The sequence below is a fragment of the Nostoc sp. genome (genome assembly GCF_036917655.1).
GTDB lineage: Bacteria > Cyanobacteriota > Cyanobacteriia > Cyanobacteriales > Nostocaceae > Nostoc.
This window is the reverse complement of sequence record NZ_JBALCY010000055.1, coordinates 79,321-97,724: the sequence shown is the minus strand read 5'-3', so window position 1 is coordinate 97,724 and position 18,404 is coordinate 79,321. Positions and strand designations below refer to the sequence as shown.

Genomic DNA, 18,404 nt, shown 5'->3' with positions numbered 1-18,404 from the left:
AGATAGCTGTTGTTACTCACCGAAAAAAGTTCACGGAGAACCAAATCACCCATAATTTTTATTGCCAATTACAAGTATTATTTGAAAGTTTTATTCTCTCCAGAAGCGCGAATTAATTCAGCTACAAGAGCAACGATCGCAGATACTGAAATTAACATCACACTGAGAGCATTAATATCAGGTTTAACTCCTGTTCTAATGCGGCTAAAAATTTCCATTGGCAGGGTGTTAGTACCGCTACCAGCAGTAAAACTGGAAATGAGAAAATCATCTAAGCTGAGAACAAAAGCCAAGAGACAACCAGCTAGAATCCCAGGCATTAATTGAGGTAGCAATACTTTGATGAAAGCTTGCGTTGGTGTAGCGCCTAAGTCTAGTGCTGCTTCTTCTAAGTGAGGATCTAAATTAGTCAATCGTGAAGCAACCACAAGTCCGACGTAGGCGAGACAAAACACCACATGGGCTGCAACTATCGTCCACAAACTTAAAGGGATTGCAAACGCCGCTAGACATACTAGGGTAGCTACTGCGATCGCAATATCGGGAATAATTAACGGTAGGTAAGCAATACCGCGATACAATTTCTTACCAGGAAATTCGTAACGCGCCAACCCAACCGCCATCAAGGTTCCTAGCACTGCTGAAATCCCGACAGCAAAACCAGCAACGATCATGCTGTTTTGGAAAGCTGATAAGATGCGATCGTCACTGAACAACTTGCGATACCAATCGAGAGTGAATCCTTGCCAAGTTGCACTGTAGGGCGACTGATTGAAGCTATAAAAGCCAAGTACCAGTATAGGCAGGTACATGAATACAAATATCAACAGTGAGAAAACCGCCTGCCATGAGACACGCGGTTTTTTGAGAGATGAAGAGATATTCACGTTTATATGTGATTTTTATTGATAGAAATACAAAATATCATATTTTGTGTAATAAGTCAATATTTCGAGCAATCAAAAATCTACGCGATGCTGGGGTTTTTTACTCACGTCGAACTCACGTTAATTCAGCCACATTCTTCAAACAGAGAATCGTCCCAATAATCTCCTCCGGGCAACCAAAGTCTTGCTTCAGCACTTCCTGGAGCTACGCTTTTATTCCCTACATAAGATTCGAGATAAAATTCCTGCCTTTCTGTTTCAGACAAACCAATATTGAGAAGTAATTCAGCAAAGCGCGTTGCTCCCGATGGTGTTCCGAAGCCACGTATAACAGAACGATTCTTCCAGTCTTCCTCAGTTATACAACAGTCGTCTTCATCTGTTAACAATAGTTCTGGCAGATCCCAATCAGAGACTTGCAAGTTATGAAGAGGATGAAGACGGTGTTGAACTTCTGGCCAATATTTAAAAGCAAAAGGTTTTGCATAAAATCCTCCTGTAAGTGTGTCAATGTCAAGATTCTGGGACTCCACAATAATCTTCTTTATATCGCTCTTTTCGTGAGTGAGTAGGAGTTCAACCTTACCTACATTTGAAGAAAATATACATCCTAGAATCAAAAGACTCAACTGGCGATAGGTTTCTTTATGAGCAAAAAACAAAAGTTGATCAATCTGGTACCAAGAGCCATACTGACTCACGCCTTTTTTGACGACTAATCTACCAGTAGATATAAGTTGCTGTGGACAAGGTAAAGAGTTCTCCGTGACAATGAACGGTTCACTATCTGACGTGGCAGGCAAGATAGCTTCTAGCTGGCCAAAAAATTTCTGTAGTTTGTCCATTCACCATACTTCCTAACTTATCGAACAGAATTCTGTTCGATAAAAATTGCTACTCTGATTTCAAACTACCCTATTTTACTAAAATCGACCCTTTAGGCGGCTACAGGTTATCCTTTAGAGTAGGGAAAGCCGCCCAAAGAGTGTCTACGCACTTTATTCTTTAATTAACATTTTAAAATCAGATGATTGACAGGCACAAATAGAGCTTTTGCGCTCATTATCGCCATTTAACGGTAGTTTTTGACGATTTTATAAAGTTCCTATTTATAAAAAAATCTCTATTTAAAATTTCCCTAAATCACACAAAAATTAATAAATTAGAATGTATTTACCTCTTTAGGAGTGGGTGATTTCCGTACTAAGATAGACGAAAAATATATAATTAACAGCATAAGATTTAAAGGTAATTGTGAATAAGTTTAGTATCTGAAGTAACTTTCTAATGCAAAGTGAATCAATTACAAACACTAAAACAACAGAAAGAAAAAACTTCTAATTCAAGTTTTATTTTTTAGGAGGTTTGTGATGAAAATTGCTCAAGTAGCTCCATTGTGGGAGAGAGTTCCACCTCCAGCTTATGGTGGTATAGAGTTAGTAGTTGGGTTACTGACCGATGAATTAGTCCGACGCGGACATGAAGTAACTTTATTTGCATCGGGAGATTCTATTAGTCTGGCAAAACTAACGTCAGTTCATCCCCGTGCTCTCAGACTCGATGCTACTATCAAAGATTTCGGCATTTACGAATTGCTAAATCTAGCCTCGGTGTATGAACGCGCAGATGAGTTTGATATTATTCACTCCCATATCGGGCATGGGGCACTAGCTTACGCCAATCTTGTCACAACCCCTACAGTTCATACGTTACACGGTATTTTTACCCCTGATAACGAAAAGATGTTTAGTTTTGCTAAAAAACAACCCTACGTCAATATTTCCAATTCACAACGAGAACCACGGTTAGGGTTGAACTGTATAGCGACGGTCTACAACGGGATTGATGTCAGCAGTTATAATTTTCACTCCCAACCAGAAGATCCGCCCTACCTAGCGTTTTTGGGTCGGATGTCTCCAGAGAAGGGGGCGCACTTAGCCATAGAAATTGCCAAAAAAGCTGGTTGGCATTTGAAAATGGCAGGTAAGGTGGATACCGTTGATGTAGAATACTTTGAAAAGGAAATCAAACCGCAGGTTGACGGGGAGCAAATTGAGTATTTGGGTGAAGCCAACCATGCTCAAAAAAATGTTCTGATGGGAGGTGCAGTAGCAACTCTGTTCCCGATTACTTGGCGGGAACCCTTTGGATTGGTGATGATTGAGTCAATGGCTTCGGGTACGCCAGTGATTGCGATGAAATTGGGGTCTACTGAGGAGGTAATTGCCGACGGTAAGACGGGTTTCCTCTGCAATAATATTCAAGAGTGCATTAGTGCGATTGATCGCGTCATAGAGTTAGACCGCTATGCCTGTCGCCAGTATGTCGAAAACCTTTTCAGCGTTGAGCATATGACTGATGGGTATGAGGCGGTTTATCAACAAATAATCGCAGAAAGATTTTCTCACAATGGGCATTTCCACAGTTTGGTTGATTTAGCTAGCGATCGCGTTTAAATACCGCATTTGTGTAATCTTACATTCTTTTTAACTAAGTAGAATACAAACCATCGTAGGGACGCACAGCTAGCTGTACGCCCCTATTACCAAATCAGGCGATCGCGCCATTTTTCCAATGTCTTCGCCTTAACTCCTGGAACTCGTTCTAAGTCTTGTAAAGATGTAAATTTTTGTTGTTGACGGCTAAGAATTATCCGCTGTGCTAACTTCTTACCCACGCCAGGGAGAGTTGCTAATTCTTCTAGACTTGCGGTGTTGATATTTACTTTTTTAATTGCTTGTAGCTCAGTTGATGAAGAAGTTTTTATCTGGGGACAGCGTGTTTGTTCTAATTTGATTTTTTCTTGAATACCTGGTGGTAAGCCGGGTTTAATTTTGGTATAAAGACGAGCAAATTCTCGCACATAATGGGCAGCAACTATGGGACTTTCAACCACTACAAGCGTCTCGTCGTTACCACTATTAGCAGCATCTGACCAATTATGAGAACCTGTAATTACTGTTTGACTATCAATAACACCAAATTTGTGATGCAATAAATCACCTTTGGGTAAAACAGGTACACCTACAGTAGTAATTGGATTTTGCCAAGGATGGTTATCAACTTCATATTTACATTTGTTACTGAGAGCAACCCCCATCATATCCAATGCTTCGCTATAAGGACGATAGGCGAATTGTGGTTCAATTAAAGCGCGAATTTGCACACTTTGTTCATGGCGGGTTTCTAAAATATTCGCAAGACGCTGTTCGGAAAAAACAAATAACGCCATATCAATAGATTTGGTTGCTGAATCTAAAGTTTTACCAATTAAACCATTACTACTGTTAATCCAAGGTTGAGTGGGAGAAGTAGGCGAAAATTGCACAGTAATTTGGGTGTTACCTAAAGTTATTTGTTTAGGCAAACGCATTCGCTTTTTTAAACCAAATTGACTATCTGGCTGACCTCCCGGCCCATCCCCCCACATGATGTTAAACTCTTCTGTAAATAAAGATGCTAATTCCGGGCTGTCAATCTGCAATAAATTATTGGCATTACCTAAACTGCTGGAATTTGTAAAATCACCAGATGTATCACTTAAAGTAAAATTGGCGGAAGTGATAATTACAATGCGATTATCCACAATCACAAATTTGTGATGCATCAAACTGCTACCGGCTGAACCATCTGCTTGATCATCTATCCAGGGAATTTTGGCATTCTGCAACATTATCAAAGCATCTCTTTGATTAATCTCTGCTGGACTGAGTTGATTATCTTGGTTAATATCGATAAATTGGCGAAATTCGTTGTAGCGTTCCTGTTCTCTTTTATCTAACTTACCTACTTCAGTAGATGTTAAACTACTCCAAGGTCGGCTATAGGTATTTTCTAAAATTATCCTGACTTTTACCCCAGCTTTTTGTCTATTAACCAATGCTTGGGCAACTTTAGGTAAACGTAATTCTTGCACCGCCACATCTACTGTAGATTTAGCGTGCGAAATAGCATTGACAATCTGTTTTTCTAAATCATCCCCAAGGCGAGTTTGCTGACGGTAAGGTTCCTTGTATTCTGAAGATTCAGAATGGTTAAAGTAAACTTGAACTAACGGGTCTTGTGGTAAGGGGGCTGGACGCTGATTGGAGGATTGGACTCGTTGACAACCAGCGAGGGAAAATATCAGTAAAAAGATATATAAAAAATATCTTTGTCTAGAGATAAATTGCACTGTAATCTGTTAAAAGTGGATTGGGAGTGAACATATTTATCATTCCCAAAATCTTGTATTTTGAATTAAGTAGAGAAATAGCTTTCCAAGCCAAGGGAAAAATCTACTGCTTGACGCAGAATTACAGAGATTTTTTTCAGGATTTGTTGACAATATCAGCAGCCTACTATCAACGTGTGTTCTCACCATTATCGGTTATATGCAAATTTATCTAGATTACAGTGCCACTACTCCAACTCGAAAAGAAGCGATCGCAGTTATGCAAACAGTCCTCACTCAACAGTGGGGCAATCCTTCCAGCTTACATGAGTGGGGACAACGGGCTGCAACGGTTGTGGAACAAGCCAGAGTCCAAGTTGCTGGTTTAATTAACGCCGCCAGTCCTGAATCGATCATTTTTACCTCTGGTGGCACTGAGGCTGATAATTTGGCAATTATGGGTGTAGCTCGGTTGTATGCTGTTCCTCAACATCTAATTATCTCCAGCGTTGAGCATTCCGCAATTTCCGAGACAGTGCGATCGCTAGAAATGTGGGGTTGGGAAGTTACGCGCTTGTCTGTAGATGTTAAAGGTAGAGTCAATCCCTTGGATTTAAAGGCGGCGTTGCGAAATAACACAGTCTTAGTTTCTATAATTTATGGTCAAAGTGAAGTAGGGACAGTGCAACCGATCGCAGAATTGGGTAAGATTGTGCGATCGCATGGGGCTTTGTTCCATACAGATGCAGTACAAGCTGCGGGACGCTTACCTATAGATGTGCAACAACTGCCCGTAGACTTACTTAGCCTTTCCAGTCATAAAATATATGGCCCTCAAGGTGCAGGGGCGTTGTACGTGCGTTCTGGTGTGGATTTGATGCCCTTGCTGGGTGGTGGTGGGCAAGAAATGGGACTGCGTTCTGGTACGCAAGCAGTACCGATAATTGCGGGGTTTGGTATAGCAGCAGAGTTAGCAGCACAAGAATTGGCTACAGAAACACCACGGTTAATTGAGTTACGCGATCGCGCTTTTGCCCAATTAGCTGAGATTCCGGGTTTAATTCCTACAGGGGATGGCTGCGATCGTTTACCTCACCACGTCAGTATGTGCCTAGAAAATGCCGATGGAGAAAAATTGAGCGGTAAAGCCTTGGTACGACAGCTAAACCTTGCAGGTATCGGTATCAGTGCTGGTGCTGCCTGTCACAGTGGTAAACTTAGCCCTAGTCCGATATTGTTAGCGATGGGCTATTCCGAAAAAGCTGCCTTGGGCGGAATTCGCATCACATTGGGGCATGATACGACTGAAGCTGATATAGATTGGACAGTGATGGTGTTGAAGCAAGTTTTGCAAAGGCTAACACCTGATTTATCTTTAGTTAAGCGTTAAATCAAGTTATGATAAATCACCTATCTGGGGGGATAGGAAATATTGTGTATTGAGCGTGTTTCTACTTAATTTTAGTGTCTATCACTATGAAAATATCCCAAAACAGGATAAAGTAACAGATACTCAAGTTTGAGAGCTATGTAACCAATAAATGAGTCTATCTAACCCAGAACCGAGTTCCCCCAACATCTTAAAACGCAAGGCTACCAGCACAGTTGGTCGTGGTAAAGTAGTCAATCTCAACACCAACTTAAATTTTTCTGTGTGGAATGATGAAAGCGTTGCTCTATATCTAGGCGATAGTCTCGAACACTATAACAATTGGGAGCAGCCTACGGTCATCGTTTCAGATGGAGCTTACGGTGTTCTTGGTTTTGAAGGAGATACTTCAGATCATATTGATTTACCTAATTGGTATAAACCTCATATTGAAGCATGGTCAAAAGCAGCCATACCATGCACAACACTTTGGTTTTGGAATTCAGAAATTGGCTGGGCTGTTGTACATCCACTTTTAGAAAAGTCCGGTTGGCGTTATGTTAATTGTAATATTTGGAACAAAGGAAAAGGTCATATCGCAGGGAATGTTAATACAGAAAAAATTCGTAGATTCCCTGTAGTTACAGAAGTGTGTGTTCAATATGTAAGAGAAGTTAAAGTCAACGAACTGACGTTGAAAGTATGGTTGCTAGAAGAGTGGAAACGTTCTGGATTACAACTACGACGAGCAAACGATGCTTGTGGTGTAGCTAATGCTGCAACTAGGAAGTATTTCGATCAAGGACACTTATGGTATTTCCCTCCTCCAGAGATGTTTGAGAGGTTAGTGAACTATGCAAATGAGCATGGTAGTCCAGAAGGAAGACCTTATTTTTGTTTGGATGGGAAGCAATCTTTAACAGGGCAAGAATGGAGTAAGATGCGCTCCAAATTCAGATGCCCTCATGGTTTTACAAATGTTTGGGATCGGCAAGCTCTACGGGGCGATGAGAGAGTTAAGATTCCTTCGGGAAAAGCACTACATCTTAATCAGAAGCCTCTGGATTTAATGAGCGTTATTATTGAAGCATCAAGTGATAAAAACGATGTTATATGGGAACCTTTCGGTGGACTGTTCAGTGCATCTCTAGCAGCGCGTAAACTAAGACGAAAAGCTTACTCTTGCGAAATTGATCCAGATTATTTTTATTATGGAGTGCAGAGATTTAATCAAGAAGTTCATCAATACTCTCTTCTCTAATCTCTAGATAATCTTGTAGACATTTCTTGATGCTGTCTTCTCGACGGCTTGATAGAAGGCTATTCCATTGACCAACTTTAATACCAGAAACTTCAATGTTATAGACACGCTGCTTAAATTTTTCAATACCTGGATGTCCGATTCTGTCCATCTTTGCAAAATTAGTATCCAGTCTGTATTTGTACCGGATCAACAGTTGACGCAGAAGGCGCTGATATTCTCTAGTTGGTTTATAGATTTTTCCTTCAACACCCCATGAGTCAACTATTTTTTGAGCTTCTAAGAGTTCTTCGGCAGATCCTTGAAATTTATAACCGCTAGTGTTTGTCTGCTGTAAATTTGCTGTTCTTTGAGTTGTATCTTCTGGCTCCAAAACAAGATAATCTGGCGGATTATGATAATGGGTATCTCTAGCTAAAGCTACAGATAAACCAGAGACAACACATACATCAAGAATACGAGGCTTGCCATAGATAATTTTCTCAGGCAACCATGCCAGCATAGCAACATAGGTCTGATCATACTGAAAGTGATTTTGGCTGTCTTTAAAGCGTGCTGTTATTTCCGTTGCTAATGGAAACCATGCTTTAATCTCTAATCCTGGTGTTGGCTGAACTCTTCCCACGAAAATAGTATCTGGAAAGCCTGGATCTTGCCTCTGCCACTTTCCAAACTCAGAAAATTCATTTTGTTTATTCAAAAATTCAACTGTGTTAAATTCGATTAAATTTCCGAGTAAGGGTGAAAGCTTTGAGATAATTTTAGCCAAGTTTAGCGCTGCGTCTACAGTTACAGGCTTAGATATATCTAAAACGTCAAAAATATGACCCGATAAATTATCTAGATACTGAGATGCCAGCCCGATTACATCCTGTGTATTCATACCTCCTCCTCACAAGATGCTTCAGATATTCCTTGCTCAACTCTTCTGAGAAGATCGCAAGGATCTACGCCGATTACGCGAGTAACTAACAGAAACTCAATTACATCTAACCGCCGTTCACCGTTTTCATATTTGGCTACAAAAGATTGTGGCTTTTTCAAGGATTTAGCAAGCGTCTCTTGAGTTAGTTTTGCCTCCTTACGAGCTGCAATCATACAGCGACGGAATATTTCATAGTCGTGGCTGAAAACAAATTTCATTGTGCCTTGGCTTTAGCACTATGTATACGTTAAACACAATAAACCCATTTTCGGATAATCCCAAAATAGGATACTTATATCTTAGCTGTAATGGTGTTGAAACAAGTTTTGCAGAGGCTGACACCGGATTTATCTTTAGTTAAGCGTTGATCGCTCATACTAAAATTTAGATACAGCATTTGTCGGAGTGTTTTCTATGTCCCTGCAAGAGCTTAAAGAGCAAGCCTTTACCATATTGATCCTTTCGTCACCATCATATTCATCGGCAGGACTGCTAGGATTTCCATAGATTCGGTTTAACAATGAGCTACTCAAGCAAATTTCAGAGTTGCATTTATCAAATTTCGTGCTTACCAGACCAGAAATATTAGCTAATTTCAGGACAATAACACCATGAATACTGCCAAACTCACCACTGATGGCACTCACCAAATCGTTATTTTGCCCGAAGACTTTCAACTCACTGGTACTGAAGTTTATATCAAAAAAATTGGTAACGCCATTGTCCTCATTGCCAAAGATAACCCCTGGCAATCCCTGATCGATAGTCTAAACAATTTCTCCGATGACTTCATGAATTCTAGAGATCAGCCACTCCTTGACACGAGAGAGAACTTCTAAATGCGATACCTGCTTGATACCAATATTTGCATTTAGCTCATCAAGCAAAAACCCCAAAAAGTACTGGATAAATTCCAAACCCTTAATATTTCTGATGTCGGTATCTCCTCCATCACCATTGCCGAACTTGAATATGGAGTCGCCAAAAGCCAACAGCAACAGAAAAACCGCACCGCCCTGCTGCAATTTCTGCTACCTTTAGAAATTATCGAATTCAATCAAGCATCTGCGACAATTTACGGCAGTATCAGAAGCAATTTAGAAAGTAGAGGACTGATCATTGGTGCAATGGATATGCTCATTGCTTCTCAGGCGCTGAGTTTAGGAGTTACCCTCGTCACCAATAATGTGCGAGAGTTTTCTCGTATTCCTACGCTTCCATTAGAAAACTGGATTGAGTAGTTGTGAATAGGCTATGTATGAGCATTTACGTTTTCACCACAATGATTTTGCGTCTCTACAACAAGATTCATACATCTAATCAGCGACGCTGCCGAAAGGGTTAAACAAGTCTTTTCCCAAAAGGTAATATTTTGAGTCATAAAGGAGTTCAACCATGACTTATTTTCATTACTTTTGATTAAGGCTTTTCTTGAATGAGTAAAACCATCATTGGAATTGGGATGTTTATTGGCTCTACGATTGGCAGCTACCTTCCTGCATTGTGGGGTGGAAGTTTGCTATCGTTCACCTCGATCATCTTGGGCGTCATTGGTGGCCTTGTGGGGATTTGGCTTGGGTATCGCGTATCAAAATATCTCGGTTTTATCTGATTCGCGCTCTATGTCACTGTCGCTGAAAGCCTTAAACGAGCTTTTTACCTATTGGTAAAATTTTGAGAGTGTCTTCTATGCGATCGCACTTCTAAAATTGGGATGTGAAGCACCTTTGTGTTTACTCCTATAAACTTTCTTCCTCAACTTCAACAGCAGATCGAAAAATGGGCAAGCAGTCAGGGAATCTTGACTGAGCAGTTTGTTTTGCCAAGGTTCTCTGCTACCCTCTAGAAACACTGCCCAGAAATAAACCCACCAATCTTTTCCCAAAGAAAAGCCAATCGAACCAAAATATAATATGAATAGCTACTATTACCCAAAATTCAACTTGGTATGAAACCTTGCTACTTTTGTGGCGTAATCTTCGTTGGGCGATGAATCCCCCCAACCATCCACCCATGAATTCACACAAATGTAATGTCTTTTCTTGTACTCTCCAACGCCCCTGCTTTGCACGAGATTTATCATCCGCGTACAGTGCAAAGGTAAGAAAACTCATTACAGGATAGAGAATCAGAGGAATTGGGTTGAAAGTCGTCAATGCAAAATGCATTGCTCCTAAACCTGGTAATAAAGATAAGAGCAATACCTCGAACATTAAAGAAGATTTTGCTTTAGGCTGGAATGTTTCTTTCTCGATTGCAGAACAAGAGGTTATCGGCATAGGTTGGGATACAACTCCCTCAATGAAGGGGTTGCAAGCATGAATTCTTCCGTCTTTACCAACCGTTAGCTGATAGCAAATCACATCACCAACTTGTGGACGATGATTTGTTTCTTTGAGTGCAGTGATATGAAGAAAAACGTCTTGACTGCCATCACTGGAACGAATGAAGCCAAAACCCTTGTCATCCTTCCATGTTGTTAATTTTCCTTTACGCAAAACAGGTTTCATCAAAGACCTTGATCTCAATACTTTATTTTTAAGGTTCCCATATCAAGACCAAATTATTCATATTAAAATTTCGCAACGCCAAAATCAGAGCTAATACTGAAACAATGGAAGTAATGCTAGAGTGACATATAAACTATGAGTGAACTTCCAAATACTCTTGAAGATGCGATCGCCCAATCTCGTGTAGCCGTCCAAGCCGCCCTTGCAGATGGTTGTACTCGCTTACAAGTTGAGTTCCTGTTCCCAGAACTCAAGTTTATGCCCGTGGCGGAACAATTTCTGCCCGTGTTTACAGAATATGATTCCCGTTTGAAGATTTTCTTTGCTGACGCTGGTGCTGCGGCCCTCGCCCGTCGCAATTGGGCTGATGCACCATTTCAAATTTTGGATATCGGGACGGGTAGGGCTGCTTCCTTGCAGACAAAAATTCAGCCAGAGGATGAAATTTTCTTATTCATTGCCCCCACTTCCGTAGAAGTACCGCAGTTGGAAAAGTTATGTGAAGAAATAGGCGATCGCCCTGTAGTCTTCTTAAATCCCCGCTTAGAAGATTCCGGGGTTGTGGGCATTGGTTATGCAGCAAGGAAAACTCGCGAGCGTTTCACCAATACCATTGAATCCGCCTATTACCTGCGCCCCATAGACGATGAAAGCGCCCTATGTCGCTGCTACCCAGGACAGTGGGAAGTTTGGCTAGAAACCGGCGGTGAATATCAAAGAATTGCCGAATTACCCACAAAACCATCGGGTGATGAGTTGGATCTCATCCTTTTAAAAGGACAACCGCAAACAACAACAGATGCAGCACCACAGAAAAAGCCCAGTGTGTTTAAGAGTTTGCAACGGTTCTTAAAGGCGTTGAGTAGTTAGGAGAAAGCAGAGGTAGCAGCAGGAAACTTGATCAGCTGCTACCTCATTTTGAGTTTTTTATTTCTAAAACAGAAATTTGATGCTGAAAACCCTATACATTGTGCGACATTGCCAAGCAGTTGGACAAGAACCTAATGCACCTCTTACATCAGAGGGACATTTCCAAGCGATCGCTCTGACTGATTTGTTATTCGGTTTTGGGATCGAGCGGGTTATCTCCAGTCCATTTATGAGAGCATATCAGTCAATTACTCCCCTTGCTGAACGTCTGGGTCTCTCAATCGAAATTGATATCAAAATGCATCACAGGGCCAAAAACCCTACGTCTATTTTGCCAACCAATATATATCAGTTGATAATGGTCTTGTTCTCCGTCAAAAATTGTTTGAGCTTCAATTTCATTATTAGAGGAGGCACGTTGAGCATATTCTGTAAGTAATTGACGAATACAGTTTCGATATTTATCTAAATCTGCCATCGGACAATTTCCTCCGTTTCCACATCATAAACTATCAGATTGATTTGACTGCGCTGGATAATAGTTTTAATAAATGGTTTATTTAAAAAATCGTTATAAGTGTTTAAGGGCACTGCTAAATACAAAACTCGCTCAGAATTTATCTCTTAAGAAAGCATATCGATAATTAATAAACTGTCCCACCGCAGTATGAAACTCGGAAATAGTTGAAGTGCCGATGAAACTTTTAACTTCAACCGCTATTATTTGTCCCTCTCTTTCTGCCGCAATAATTCTCTCTGCTCCCAAGTCAATGTACATATCGGTAATATTTTCTATGCGAATTAGCAAAGGATCATGAGTAATTCGCCACCCGTCCTTTTGTAATGCCAATTTCACAATGTTGTGAAATTTATCTCTAGCTGACATAAACTGTTTTCTCAGCCTGTATAAGGATTATAAATATATTTTGCCAAAATCATGAAAGAAGAAGAGGAATTAGGAATTTTACAGACGCGATTAATCGCGTCTCTACTCCTAACTCTTGTACAGACGCGATTAATCGCGTCTCTACTCCTAACTTTTTTAATTCCCTTGCAACGGCGCGTTTAAGACTTTCTCAATGCGATCGCGCGTTTCTAGTAAGTGCGCTTTGGTGTATTCATCATCTGAATTAACCCCCTTGAGTTTCTCATCTAGTTGTTTTAGGTTATACCAAGCCAGAGTACGAGCATCTTCTGGAACAGATTGTTTTCGCAACACCATACCACTCAAGATGTCCAGATATTGCCGCTGCAAGCCTCGCCGCAGACTAGAAATCTTCATTAATTTACCTTTTGGTTTGATTACTTCTGTCCAGATCCCTGACTGCAAAGTGTCAAATAGTTCCGGCAGAGTCAGTGCATTTTCGGGCTTTGTTTTGAGTTCAATATCCTTGAGGCGAGAAAGGCGATCGCCTGAGAGTAAATCTCGCAACACAGAACCCTGGATGAGTAGCACTAATTCATGAATTGGAAAATCCAAACGGCCAACTTGCGGAGAACTTCCCCAATGTCGCCAACGGGAAGGTGCTAATTTATTCAGTAGTTCTGGTGAAAAGCTCAAGGCATCTTCTGCAAACACATATTTTTGCAGCGTTTCTAAAGCCTGCCGTTGTTGTTCAACTGGTACTGGTTCAAATGGTAATCGGTGTTGGCTAACTCCAGAGGGGATTTCGCTAGGGTGAATGCGATAGAAAGACTGTCCCCCGATATATTTTGTCGTGTAATATATTTGCTGGAAATAGTTACCCAATACTGTGCTAAAACGTTCACTCACATCGCTGTAACTATCACCAGCCATTGGGTAACGCTGATCGAGACGTTTCCACATCACCCGCGAATTATTCAACTGCCACTGAGAATAAAGCAGTACATTGCTACTGTTATCCCAAGCATCAGCAGTTGGGTCAAGGTCATACACATCTTCATCTGTGGAATAACTTAACTCTGGCTTGTAGGATTGTGCAGCAATTTCCTCCAAAATTGGCTTTTCCGCTATGGGAGTTGATGTCTGAATTGGCATGTAACCGTACTTAATCGCCCATTCATCATAAGGCCCCACCATGCTGGGAAAATAATCTCCCTGTTTTGTACCTTGAGGAGCAATATTTGGGGGAATGTAGTCCATTACGGAACTTGTCAGACCTTTAGTTTTGGTAATTTCCGTATTATTCATCTCCTGTGGTGGTAGCAGTGTACTACCACGGAAGTTATGGCGTAAACCAAGAGTATGTCCAACTTCGTGAGCGATGATTAAACGTAAATATTGATTGATATATTCTTTCACCTGGTCTGGAGTGGCCATGGTATCAGGCAGCAGTGACATTGCCAGTGAACCAAAGGCAAACTGGTTAGCAGCTTCCATCCCGTAGCATAAATCGTACTCGCCGGCCATTTTAGATAAACGACTCAATAATTCTTTTTGCCCTTGCATCTGCTGGGAGACACCATTGTTTTTTGCCTCTAAACCATTGGCGCAAAGTAGGCGATTTTGCATCAAAGCTGATAAAGTAGTCTGGTTTTGTGTTTCGCTAGGTTGGACGATTTTGCGATACTCATTCTTGAGTGCCCGGATAAAGCTGGCATCTACGAGAATGTGTGCATCCAAAATTTCCCCAGTCAATGGGTTAACGCGGGATGGCCCCATTGCAAAATAACCATCGACTGTGTTAATCCAGCGAATCGTGTTGTAACGAATATCTGCTGGGTCCCATGTGGCATCATCTGGCATTTGGCGGACTTCAATTGCATCTTTAAATCCTGCTTTGAGAAAGGCTTTGTTCCACATCAGCACGCCTTCTTTCATCGCATAGCGGTACTCTAAGGGCACAGCGTTATCAATCCAGAAGACAATCGGTTTTTTGGGAGGAGAAATTACTGCTTTTGGGTCTTGTTTTTCCAAATGCCAGCGATTGATGTAGCGAACAAAAGAATCGCCGCCATCGTCTTTGGATAAATCTTGGTAGGCGGTGATAAAATAGCCGACGCGATCGTCAGCAAGGCGCGGGCGATAATCTTGATCAGGTAGTTGGGAAAGACTGTAGTGAACACGCAGAGTAAAGCCACGGTTGTCAGGTAGCGACGCAAAGCTTGGTATTTCACTCTCGTGGCCAGCGCCACCAGAAAAATTCAAAACTGACTCAATTTCTAAGTTTTGGGGAAAAGCTTTAGCAGTACCAAAATAGGACTGGTCAGTGGTTCCTGGGACTCCTAAACTTACAGATAATCCAGCTAAGTCTGTCAGTAACAAATCGCCCAAGTCGATGAGAATAGTTTTGCGTTGTGGATGAATGCTTTTAATCGAAATGGTGTAGAGAACAGAGTCACTAAACGATCGCACCAGCGATCGCACTTGAGGATCTCCCTCACGAGTGCGAAAATTCACATTGCGGATGACAAACTTTAGTTTATTATCCACCCGTTGGAAATAAAACAAAAAATCTTGCAGAGGCATACCACTATAAATACCCCGTTCGCCAATACCCGATTCCAGGGTTGCCGTAGCTAGGTAATTTTTATTGAGTTGCTCTGGCTTAATTTCTAGATAAATTTTATTCTTTTCTTTATTGCGATAAAAGGTGAACAATCCCCCTGACTTTTGGGTGTCTTTGGTTACTTCGTCAAACGGCTCTAAATCATCCTTTGCTGTTGGTGTTTTGCTAGGTTTAGGTTTTTCTGGGGGTTTTGCAACTTGCAAAAATGGTTGCTGTGCTGCTTTTTTAAGGTCTTTTACTACCCAAATAAATGGTTGAGGCTGTGCGTGTTTATTTTGATTAAGCACCCAAACTTGCCCTGACGGTAGCCTCTGTTTCTGGGTAATATTGATATTCTCTGGTGATAAAGCTGATATTTTAGTTGAAGAAGTTTCTGCCATTAACTGACTATTGGCTGTAACTACGGCTTTTACAACCCTCACAGCCTTATGCTTCGTTGACAACTCTGGATCAACTCCATTCACAGGCGGTGACTTGGCGCTAGCCGTTGCTATTCCTAAAAATAAACCATGTAACAAAATCATATAAAAGGTTAATCTGTTGTTCATCGCATCAATTCCCCAATAACTATTCCGTAATTTTTAACTTTTTCCAAGCTATTTAGCCTGCTTTTTGCCGATTGTCTCAACTGCTATATATCAAGCAGCAAACTTTAGACTTCAATTTTAGTTGCCATTTTTCAGCTTTGTTACGCTGTTGTACAGGAGGATTTTTCCTAACAATTGCGTCTCTGACAAACAGGAAGTATTATTTTTACATCAGACTAGTAAATATCTGGGAAAAAAAGTATAACAAATTAGCCCAAACCGGAAAATTACTTGATTTTTGAAACAATTTTTCCGATGATACTTTATTTGCATCAAGAGAAGAAGCTTAAGCTTCCTACGGGTTAGCCAGAAGCCGCCCTCTAGGAACGCCGTCGGTATGGCCCATCGGAGATATCGCCAACGCATGATATTTTTCGTGTAGTATTTATTGATACTATTTATTTTTGGCAATGAGAAGCAAACTAGCACAGAAAAATTTTTAGTTCAAGATTATCAAAATAGTAATTTAAATGTAACAACGGACACAGAAATGTCAACATATTTATCTCAAGTCTGGCAACTGCTGAGAAATTATGTGAGGGATATAAGGTTACAAGAGATGCCAAAGACCACATCTGTGGAAACTGAAGCAGTTTTACCTCTAGGAAAAAGTATTAAAGAACTAGACAAAAACGTTAAATTTGCTCAAGATAATTTGCAGGAAGATTTATGGTCTCAAAGGCTGCAAGAAAGCTTAGAAAAATGGACAATATCAAGAAGTGATTTGACTTCTAAGATAGGAGATCAGACATTGGGCCCGCTACCATCAGAGTTCTGCTTGAGAGTGGGCGATCGCCAGATGCATGAAGAGATTTATGATTTACTGGGCAATGGAGCGCTGAAATCAGAAATAGTCAACCAACTAATGGAATTGGTTGTGACTGGTAAAAAAATTCGTCCAGAACTGCTTTTCTGGCGGCTAGAAGATTTTTATCGTCGCTGGTGTCAGGGAGAATTTATCGATGGGACACCAGATGATAACCTACTTCAGAAAACAAGATTAAAGCTAGCAGCACAAAATATTGCTCTTGGGTTGAGACAGGTAGACATATATACAGGGCTAAACGTACTGATTTTACTATTAGAGTTACACCGCTACGCCCAAGAGCGAGATGAACTCAAACAAAAAATCACCTTCTATCCATCTGCTCAACCAGACACAGACAATTTTTTCACATCCCAACTGCTGCGAATCATCAACTATAGCGATGCCCTGCAAATTGGCAATTTTAGCAGTATAGTCGGGCAATTCCTCAAAGGCGGCAACTTTAGGGGTGCTTACCTGGGCGATGCCAACCTCACCGGGGCAGACTTTAGCGGTGCCGATCTTAGCCAAGCTTATCTCGGCGATGCCAACTTAACTGGCGTAAACTTCAGCAGTGCCAACCTTAGCGGTGCCAACCTTGGTGATGCCAACCTTAGCGGTGCCAACCTCAGCGGTGCTAACCTCAGTGGTGCCGACCTCAGCAGCACTAACCTCAGCGGTGCTAACCTTAGCTGTGCCAACCTTAGCCGTGCCGACCTCAACCGCGCCGACCTTAGCAGTACCAATCTCAGCCGCGCCAACCTCAGCCGCGCCGACCTCAACCGCGCCGACCTCAGCAGCACCAACCTGAGCCATGCTGACCTCAGCAACGCCATCCTTTTCGGTGCGAATCTAAGTGAAGCCAACCTCAGCAGCGTCAGCCTTAACCATGCCGACCTCTGCCGCGCCGACCTGAGTGGTGCTGATTTGAGTCACGCCATCCTCAACGGTACTAATCTCAGTGACACAATTCTTTTCAGTACCAACCTTAGTGATGCCATCCTCATCGCCGCCGACCTCAGCTATGCCAAACTTAACGGTGCCAAACTTAACAATGCCAGACTTAACGGTGCAATGTTCTTAGGTGCCGACCTCAGCGGTGTAGACCTGAGTCGGGTGATTCTCAACGAAGCCGACCTCAGTGGAGTGATTCTCAGCGAAGCCGATCTCAGTGGTGCCGACCTCAGCGACGCTATCCTTTTCGGTACAGACTTCAGCTATGCCAACCTTAACAGTGCTAACCTCAGTGGCAGTAATCTCAGTGGTGCTATCCTCAACGGCGCGGATCTCAGCCACAGCAACCTAAGTTATGCCATTCTGGGTGGTGCAGACCTCAGCGACGCCAATATGGAAAAAATGACCTGGGGTAAAAAGCAGCAGTGGGAAGATGTGCGGGGATTAGAGACAGCAGTTAATGTGCCAGAGGCGTTGAAGGAAGAACTGGGATTGAATTGAGATGAGGGGAAGGGGAAAAGCCAAGTTCTGAACAGCATCTTCCGAGTTTGGAACACTACCTTCCGAGTTCCAAACACCACCTTCCGAGTTC

18 protein-coding genes and 2 pseudogenes are annotated in these 18,404 nt (G+C 41.7%); 10 read left to right on the top strand and 10 right to left on the bottom strand.

The features are described 5' to 3' along the window. Nucleotides 1-77: 77 nt before the first annotated feature. Nucleotides 78-812 (bottom strand): ABC transporter permease, encoded by a 735-nt coding sequence (locus tag V7K30_RS18865; protein WP_335001798.1) that lies wholly within the window; start codon nucleotides 810-812, stop codon nucleotides 78-80. Nucleotides 813-1,012: 200 nt separating this feature from the next. Continuing rightward, nucleotides 1,013-1,732 carry a hypothetical protein gene (locus V7K30_RS18860; RefSeq protein ID WP_335001796.1) on the bottom strand — a complete coding sequence of 240 codons (720 nt, stop codon included), beginning with the start codon at nucleotides 1,730-1,732 and terminating at the stop codon, nucleotides 1,013-1,015. A 525-nt stretch (nucleotides 1,733-2,257) separates the two neighbouring features. Here V7K30_RS18860 and V7K30_RS18855 point away from each other — a divergent pair. Then, complete coding sequence (locus V7K30_RS18855) at nucleotides 2,258-3,343, top strand: glycosyltransferase family 4 protein (RefSeq protein ID WP_335001794.1); 1,086 nt, start codon at nucleotides 2,258-2,260, stop codon at nucleotides 3,341-3,343. Between the two features lie 86 nt (nucleotides 3,344-3,429). Here the strand turns inward: V7K30_RS18855 and V7K30_RS18850 are convergent, their stop codons facing one another. Further along, complete coding sequence (locus V7K30_RS18850; RefSeq protein ID WP_335001792.1) at nucleotides 3,430-5,061, bottom strand: DUF655 domain-containing protein; 1,632 nt, start codon at nucleotides 5,059-5,061, stop codon at nucleotides 3,430-3,432. Nucleotides 5,062-5,260: 199 nt separating this feature from the next. Here V7K30_RS18850 and V7K30_RS18845 point away from each other — a divergent pair, with 199 nt between their 5' ends. Together V7K30_RS18845 and V7K30_RS18840 are read left to right on the top strand one after the other, a co-directional pair. Then, on the top strand, nucleotides 5,261-6,430 hold the full coding sequence (locus V7K30_RS18845; protein ID WP_335001790.1) for a cysteine desulfurase family protein: 1,170 nt from the start codon (nucleotides 5,261-5,263) through the stop codon (nucleotides 6,428-6,430). A gap of 151 nt (nucleotides 6,431-6,581) precedes the next feature. Then, nucleotides 6,582-7,670 carry a DNA methyltransferase gene (locus V7K30_RS18840; RefSeq protein WP_335001788.1) on the top strand — a complete coding sequence of 363 codons (1,089 nt, stop codon included), beginning with the start codon at nucleotides 6,582-6,584 and terminating at the stop codon, nucleotides 7,668-7,670. On the opposite strand, the gene V7K30_RS18835 is transcribed toward V7K30_RS18840, so the two are convergent. Both V7K30_RS18835 and V7K30_RS18830 read right to left on the bottom strand, forming a co-directional pair. Continuing rightward, nucleotides 7,636-8,553, bottom strand: a complete 918-nt coding sequence (locus V7K30_RS18835) for a hypothetical protein (protein ID WP_335001786.1) — start codon at nucleotides 8,551-8,553, stop codon at nucleotides 7,636-7,638. The two genes, V7K30_RS18840 and V7K30_RS18835, sit on opposite strands and share 35 nt — an antisense overlap. Continuing rightward, entirely contained in the window at nucleotides 8,550-8,813 is a 264-nt protein-coding gene (locus V7K30_RS18830; protein WP_335001784.1) for a helix-turn-helix domain-containing protein, read from the bottom strand. Before V7K30_RS18830 ends, V7K30_RS18835 begins: the two co-directional genes overlap by 4 nt. Before the next feature lie 393 nt (nucleotides 8,814-9,206). Here V7K30_RS18830 and V7K30_RS18825 point away from each other — a divergent pair, with 393 nt between their 5' ends. Further along, complete coding sequence (locus tag V7K30_RS18825) at nucleotides 9,207-9,434, top strand: antitoxin (RefSeq protein ID WP_335001782.1); 228 nt, start codon at nucleotides 9,207-9,209, stop codon at nucleotides 9,432-9,434. Here V7K30_RS18825 and V7K30_RS18820 read toward each other — a convergent pair. Beyond that, nucleotides 9,363-9,620 carry a hypothetical protein gene (locus tag V7K30_RS18820; RefSeq protein ID WP_335001825.1) on the bottom strand — a complete coding sequence of 86 codons (258 nt, stop codon included), beginning with the start codon at nucleotides 9,618-9,620 and terminating at the stop codon, nucleotides 9,363-9,365. The genes V7K30_RS18825 and V7K30_RS18820 overlap by 72 nt on opposite strands. Between V7K30_RS18820 and vapC the strand changes: the two genes are divergently transcribed. Next, on the top strand, nucleotides 9,522-9,836 hold the full coding sequence (vapC, locus tag V7K30_RS18815) for a type II toxin-antitoxin system tRNA(fMet)-specific endonuclease VapC (protein ID WP_335001820.1): 315 nt from the start codon (nucleotides 9,522-9,524) through the stop codon (nucleotides 9,834-9,836). The genes V7K30_RS18820 and vapC overlap by 99 nt on opposite strands. 194 nt (nucleotides 9,837-10,030) lie before the next feature. After that, nucleotides 10,031-10,207 carry a hypothetical protein gene (locus tag V7K30_RS18810; RefSeq protein ID WP_335001780.1) on the top strand — a complete coding sequence of 59 codons (177 nt, stop codon included), beginning with the start codon at nucleotides 10,031-10,033 and terminating at the stop codon, nucleotides 10,205-10,207. A 223-nt stretch (nucleotides 10,208-10,430) separates the two neighbouring features. Here V7K30_RS18810 and V7K30_RS18805 read toward each other — a convergent pair whose 3' ends face one another. Beyond that, nucleotides 10,431-11,105 (bottom strand): cold shock and DUF1294 domain-containing protein, encoded by a 675-nt coding sequence (locus V7K30_RS18805; protein WP_335001778.1) that lies wholly within the window; start codon nucleotides 11,103-11,105, stop codon nucleotides 10,431-10,433. A gap of 135 nt (nucleotides 11,106-11,240) precedes the next feature. On the opposite strand from V7K30_RS18805, the gene V7K30_RS18800 reads away from it, so the two are divergent. Both V7K30_RS18800 and V7K30_RS34310 read left to right on the top strand, forming a co-directional pair. Continuing rightward, nucleotides 11,241-11,975 carry a DUF1995 family protein gene (locus V7K30_RS18800; protein WP_335001776.1) on the top strand — a complete coding sequence of 245 codons (735 nt, stop codon included), beginning with the start codon at nucleotides 11,241-11,243 and terminating at the stop codon, nucleotides 11,973-11,975. Nucleotides 11,976-12,054: 79 nt separating this feature from the next. Continuing rightward, nucleotides 12,055-12,210 (top strand): annotated as a pseudogene (locus V7K30_RS34310) (histidine phosphatase family protein); the annotation flags it as partial. 42 nt (nucleotides 12,211-12,252) lie between these two features. Here the strand turns inward: V7K30_RS34310 and V7K30_RS18795 are convergent. Continuing rightward, nucleotides 12,253-12,453, bottom strand: a complete 201-nt coding sequence (locus V7K30_RS18795) for an element excision factor XisI family protein (RefSeq protein ID WP_335001774.1) — start codon at nucleotides 12,451-12,453, stop codon at nucleotides 12,253-12,255. Beyond that, nucleotides 12,441-12,861, bottom strand: a pseudogene (locus V7K30_RS18790) (XisH family protein). The gene V7K30_RS18795 and the pseudogene V7K30_RS18790 overlap by 13 nt, the downstream one beginning before the upstream one ends. Before the next feature lie 51 nt (nucleotides 12,862-12,912). On the opposite strand from V7K30_RS18790, the gene V7K30_RS18785 reads away from it, so the two are divergent. Continuing rightward, nucleotides 12,913-13,044, top strand: a complete 132-nt coding sequence (locus V7K30_RS18785; protein WP_335001772.1) for a hypothetical protein — start codon at nucleotides 12,913-12,915, stop codon at nucleotides 13,042-13,044. Here V7K30_RS18785 and V7K30_RS18780 read toward each other — a convergent pair. Beyond that, a complete protein-coding gene (locus V7K30_RS18780) occupies nucleotides 13,018-16,014 on the bottom strand; it encodes a zinc-dependent metalloprotease (RefSeq protein WP_335001770.1) in 2,997 nt (998 codons plus the stop codon). The genes V7K30_RS18785 and V7K30_RS18780 overlap by 27 nt on opposite strands. Nucleotides 16,015-16,543: 529 nt before the next feature. Here V7K30_RS18780 and V7K30_RS18775 point away from each other — a divergent pair. Next, complete coding sequence (locus V7K30_RS18775; protein ID WP_335001768.1) at nucleotides 16,544-18,313, top strand: pentapeptide repeat-containing protein; 1,770 nt, start codon at nucleotides 16,544-16,546, stop codon at nucleotides 18,311-18,313. Nucleotides 18,314-18,404 lie beyond the last annotated feature (91 nt).